Source organism: Dokdonella sp. (assembly GCF_036518555.1).
GTDB lineage: Bacteria > Pseudomonadota > Gammaproteobacteria > Xanthomonadales > Rhodanobacteraceae > Dokdonella_A.
The window spans coordinates 1-5,637 of sequence record NZ_DATDMY010000195.1 but is presented as its reverse complement, the minus strand read 5'-3'; the positions used below and the strand labels follow the sequence as shown (position 1 = coordinate 5,637).

Here is a 5,637-nt window from a genome sequence, read left to right as displayed (position 1 = left end):
ATCAATGGCTGTCACGGGAAGGGCGCGAGTCATCGCGCCCTTCTCCATTTCCGGCCCGTTTCCGGCGTCGTCCGCACGCCCTGAAGCGCGGTCACGCCAGCGCGGCTGCAACGCGCTGCGCGCCGCCCTCGAGCGATGATGCCCGTACGCGGGTGAACCGTCCTGCGTCCCCGCCACGAGCAGAGGCCCCGCGTTCGCGGCAAGGTCGACGTCGCCTTCCACTTCCGGCGGATCAAGGCGTGCGCGCCGAGCGCGCCCCGACAGCGGCGTGAGCGGGGAAGCCGGGTCGCAGGACCGGGCGGCTCGAAGGAGTCGTCCGCCGCTGGCGCGGCCTGATCCGGCCGACCCGAAGGCGATGTCAGCTGCCGAACTCGTGTTCGGGCGCGGCGAAGCCGATCGTGACCGCGCCGGTGCCGACGTTGACCATGCCGGTCACGCTCATCGGCGCCTCGTACACCTCGACGCCGTGCTCCTCGCAGGTTCGCTTGAGGTCGACGTAACCCGGCAGCGCGTCGAGTTCGTCGAGCTTGCCGCCGTAGCTCACGCACAGCGTCGGCGTGAGCAGGCCCGCGCGCACGCGCTTGCCGGCATAGGCGAACAGCGTTTCGGCGCCATGGTCGAAGCCGCGCACCTTCGCCACCGGCGAGGTCGTATTGCGATAGCCGCGCAGCAGAGGTTTGATGTCGAGCGCGGTGCCGAGCGCGGCGCTGAACCAGCCGACGCTGCGGTCGCCCTTCTTCTGCGCGCGCGCGCGCATGTAGTAGAGGTCGCGCACGATCATGTAGCCGAACGAATTGTGTGCGACGTATTCGAGGCGCTCGCGCATCTGCCCCGGGTTCATGCCGCTTTCGCGCAGTCGCACCGCCTCGACGGCGGTGACGCCGGTCGCGGCGAACAGGTTCTCCGAATCGATCACGCGCATGAGGAACGGGCCGGGCACGCCCGCGTAGCGGCGGATCGGCCGGTAGTCGGTGAGGATCGCGAAGCTCGCCTTGCTCGCATTCGCATGGATGCCGCTGCGCGACGACGCGATCGTGATGCAGAACACGCAGTCGTAGTCGACGACGAGGCGGCGCAGGAACAGGTCGCGGATTTCATCGACCCCGAACGGCTCGGTCTCGGCCGCGTGCGCGCGCGTGCCGAGATCCTCGTCGAGGAAGCGCTGGCGCACGGCCGGGTCGCGATCGTCGACGAGGGTCGCTTCGTCGACGCGCGTCGTGATCGGGAGGATCGTGAAGCCGTGCCGGTGCAGGTAGTCGCCGGGCAGGTCGCAGGCCGAATCCACCACGAAACCGATGCGCATAGCAGGTCCTCCACGACGTTGCCGTGCGCCGCATCCCCGATCGACCGATCGGCGGCACATCGGAGCCGCGCTCCGAACTTAGCACGGCGATGGCCATGCAAGGATCATGCGGCGCAGCGTAAATCCCCAGCTGAACGCCGCTCGCGCCGGATCCGAACTCCTCCGGACGGTGTCGTATGGTGGCCACCCGGCGCGCGACGCGACTTCATCGGCGGCGCCGAACGCGCGACAATGCACGGCTTGCCTCCCGCGATCGCGACCATCCATACGCTCGGCGCCGGGGGCGCTCCGATCCGCTACCCGCGCGTGCCCGCTCCCGGGGCGCGACGTCCACGACGAGGTTTGATCCGTCCCATGTCCGACAGTCCGAAGATCATCTACACCCTCACCGACGAAGCGCCGTGGCTCGCCACGCAGTCCCTGCTGCCGATCGTGCAGGCCTTCGCGCGCACCGCCGGCGTCGCGGTCGAAACGCGCGACATCTCGCTCGCCGCGCGCATCCTCGCCCAGTTCCCGGACCTGCTCGGCGAACGCAAGGTCGCCGATGACCTCGCCGAGCTCGGCCGCCTTGCGACGATGCCGGACGCCAACATCATCAAGCTGCCGAACATCAGCGCGTCGGTGCCGCAGCTCAAGGCCGCGATCAAGGAACTGCAGGCGCAAGGGTGGCCGCTGCCCGACTATCCGGACGAGCCGAGGGACGCGCACGAGAAGGACGCCAAGGCGCGCTACGACAAGGTCAAGGGCAGCGCGGTGAACCCGGTACTGCGCGAAGGCAATTCCGATCGCCGCGCGCCGCTGTCGGTGAAGAACTACGCGCGCAAGCACCCGCACAGGATGGGCGCGTGGAGCGCCGATTCGAAAACGCACGTCGCGCACATGGACGGCGGCGACTTCTACGGCAGCGAGACGTCGACGACGGTCGCGCAGGCGACGACGGCGAAGATCGCGTGGTTCGGCAAGGACGGTTCGAGCGTCGTGCTCAAGGAACGGACCGCGCTCGAGGCAGGCGAGATCATCGACGCCGCGGTGATGAGCCGCACGGCGCTCGCGGCGTTCATCCGCGCCGAGCTCGACGACGCGAAGGCGCGCGGCGTGCTGTTCTCGCTGCACCTCAAGGCGACGATGATGAAGGTGTCCGACCCGATCATGTTCGGCGTCGCGGTCGGCGAGTTCTATGCGGACGTGATCGCGAAGCACGCCGACGTGCTCGCGCAGGTCGGATTCGACCCGAACAACGGCATCGGCGACCTCGATGCGCGCATCGCGAAGCTGCCGCCCGCGCAGCGCGCCGCGATCGAGGCCGACCTGCGCGCGCAGTACGCGACGCGCCCCGCGCTCGCGATGGTCAACTCCGACAAGGGCATCACGAACCTGCACGTGCCGAGCGACGTGATCGTCGACGCGTCGATGCCGGCGATGATCCGCGACTCGGGTCGCATGTGGAACGCCGACGGCAAGCTGCAGGACACCAAGGCGGTGATCCCCGACCGCTGCTATGCCGGCATCTACGAGGTGGTGATCGAGGACTGCAAGGCTCACGGCGCGTTCGACCCGGCGACGATGGGCAGCGTGCCGAACGTCGGCCTGATGGCGCGCGCGGCCGAGGAATACGGCTCGCACGACAAGACGTTCCAGGTCGCCGCCGCCGGCGTCGTGCGCGTGACCGACGACGCGGGCACGGTGTTGCTCGAGCAGCCCGTCGAAGCGGGCGACATTTTCCGCATGTGCCAGACCAAGGACGCGCCGGTGCGGGACTGGGTCAAGCTCGCGGTTTCGCGCGCGCGCCTCAGCGGTACGCCCGCGGTGTTCTGGCTCGATGCGAACCGCGCCCACGACGCGCAGCTGATCGCCAAGGTCGAACGCTACCTGAAGGACCACGACACGAGTGGGCTCGACATCCGCATCCTCGCGCCCGTCGATGCGATGCGCCATTCGCTCGCGCGCATTCGCAAGGGCGAGGACACGATCTCGGTCACCGGCAACGTGCTGCGCGACTACCTCACCGACCTGTTCCCGATCATGGAGCTCGGCACGAGCGCGAAGATGCTGTCGATCGTGCCGCTGATGGCCGGCGGCGGCCTGTTCGAGACGGGCGCCGGCGGCTCCGCGCCCAAGCACATGCAGCAGTTCCTGCAGGAGGACTACCTGCGCTGGGATTCGCTCGGCGAGTTCCTCGCGCTCGCCGCGTCGTTCGAGCACCTTGCGCAGCGCTACGGCAACGCGGCGGCCGGCGTGCTCGCGCGCACGCTCGACCAGGCCAACGGCCGCATCCTCGACGAGAACCGCTCGCCCGCGCGCAAGGTCGGCGAACTCGACAACCGCGGCAGTCATTTCTACCTCGCACTGTACTGGGCGCAGGCGCTCGCCGCGCAGGACGACGACGCGACGTTGAAGGCGAGGTTCGCACCGCTCGCGCAGGCGCTCGCTGCCGCGGAAACCCGCATCGTCGGCGAGCTCAACGGCGCCCAAGGCAAGCCGGTCGACATCGGCGGCTATTACCACGCCGACGCCGCCAGGGCGGCAGGGGCGATGAGGCCGAGCGCGACGTTCAACACGGCGCTGGCGACACTCTGAACACGGCGGCGGCGCGGCGGGCGGCCCGACGGGGACGCACGCCGCGCCTTGCGCCGGCAGCATTGCCGCGAAGGCAACCTGCTTGCGCTTCGTCGCTCGATCGAAGCCGTTGCGGAACACCACGTCGGCCGGCGCACCGCCCGGACGCCGTATGGCGCGCCACGACCCGATAGGCGCTTTGCGGAAGTGCCGTCGAGCCGCACGACGCCGTATCCGATTCCGCATCGATACCATCGGCCCGCGGCGTCTGCGGCGCGGATCAGGTTCCGTGGTCGTGTGCGAACCCGCGCAACGCCTCGATCGCTTTCGCGCCCACCGTGTCCGCGGCGCCCGCCGCGCCGAGCCCATCCACCGCAGTCCGCAGCAGCGGCTCGGCGGCAGCGCGATCGCCGCGCTTGGCGAGCGCCAAGCCGCGCAGCGCAGCGAGGCGGAACTTCCAGAGGCCGTCGGCGGCGCCGGCTTCGAGCGCCGATGCGTCGAGTGCGCGCGTCGGGTCGTCGACGCGCCCGAGTTCGATCTCGGCGGCGGCGAGCCAGAATGCGGCGACCTGGCTTTGTGGATTGTCCGCGCCGAGTTGCGCGGCGAGCTTGCTTGCGGCCTCGCGCAGCTTCGCCTCGGCGCCGCGCGCGTCGCCCGCTTCGTACAAGGCCTGGCCCCAGTTCGCGAGCGTGACGCTCGCGACATTGTGGTCGGCGCCGAACTTCGCGCGAAAGCCCTCGTGCACGCGCCGCGCATAGTCGAGCGCGTGCGGCCAGTCGCGTCGCTTCATCGCGACGTCGAACAGGTCGCTGAGCACCATGAGATTGCGCGTGTGCTCCTCGCCGAGGCGCGCGACGATCGTCTTCTGCGCTTCGAGCAGCTGCGCTTCCGCCTTCGCCGGGTCGCCGGCCTGCGTGTACGTGCGCGCGACCGCGGCTTGCGCGAACGCGATCACGAGCGCGTTGTCGCCGGCGCGCGAGCGCGCCTCGGCGATCAGGTCCTCGCCTTCCGCGCGCGCCTCGTCGAGACGGCCGGTCTGCGTCAGCGCGCCGACGAGGTCCATGCGCATCGAGTCGCGCAGCGTGAAATTGTCGGGATCGGTCGCGCGCAGGAGCGGGATCGCGGTGCGGTACTCGGGCAACGCGCTGGCGTAGTCGCCACGGTTCATCGCGTAGATGCCCCAACCCGACGCGCGCAGGTAGCGCAGGTAGGGATCCTGCGAATCGCCGATCAGGCGATCGAGCGCGTGCAGGTGCTCGAGCGATTCGTCGAACTTGCCCGTGCGCGTGAGCAGGCGCGCGAGCAGGGTGCGCGCCTTGAGCGCGTCGAGGCTGGCGTCGCCCTCCTCGCGCGCGTACAGCGCGAGCGCGCGGCGCGCCTCGTCCTCGGCTTCGGGCAGGCGTTCGATCATGTTGAGCAAGGTCGCGATGCTCGTCCGGATCGACGCCTCGGTCAGCGGCTGCGCCGCGAAGCGCGCCGCGACGCGCTCGCGCGCGCCGAGCAGCACGTCCTTGAGGGAGGCGTCGCCGCCCTTGGACAGCACGAGCGGGTTCGAGCGGCCGATGAGGTCCTCGTTGAGAAAGCGGTTGATCGCATTCGCCCGCGCGAGTTCGCGCTGCGCATCGTCGCGCGCCTGCGTGGCCGCGATCCATAGGCCGAGCGCGGCGGCGAGCCCGGCGACGAGCGCGGCGACGAGCGCGATGGCGATCGGCCAGAGGCGGCGCTCCTTGAGGTCGGTGATGATTCCGTTGACAATGCTCATTGCGCTGAGGGGGTGA

The 5,637-nt window shown here is 70.0% G+C and carries 3 protein-coding genes; 1 reads left to right on the top strand and 2 read right to left on the bottom strand.

Features of this window, described 5'->3' with window-relative positions; genetic code table 11:
- Positions 1 to 358: 358 nt before the first annotated feature.
- Entirely contained in the window at positions 359 to 1,303 is a 945-nt protein-coding gene (locus VI238_RS11140) for a DegV family protein (RefSeq protein WP_331651304.1), read from the bottom strand.
- A gap of 354 nt (positions 1,304 to 1,657) precedes the next feature.
- Between VI238_RS11140 and VI238_RS11135 the strand changes: the two genes are divergently transcribed.
- Positions 1,658 to 3,880, top strand: coding sequence for an NADP-dependent isocitrate dehydrogenase (locus tag VI238_RS11135; protein ID WP_331651302.1), 2,223 nt, complete (start codon positions 1,658 to 1,660; stop codon positions 3,878 to 3,880).
- Positions 3,881 to 4,139: 259 nt separating this feature from the next.
- Here VI238_RS11135 and VI238_RS11130 read toward each other — a convergent pair.
- Positions 4,140 to 5,637: hypothetical protein (locus VI238_RS11130; protein ID WP_331651300.1), on the bottom strand; the 1,498-nt coding region annotated here is incomplete at its 5' end.

Coding starts and splice junctions, on each gene's coding strand:
- VI238_RS11140 (WP_331651304.1), bottom strand. CDS start 1,303: ATGCGCATCGGTTTCGTGGTGGATTCGGCCTGCGACCTGCCCGGCGAC.
- VI238_RS11135 (WP_331651302.1), top strand. CDS start 1,658: ATGTCCGACAGTCCGAAGATCATCTACACCCTCACCGACGAAGCGCCG.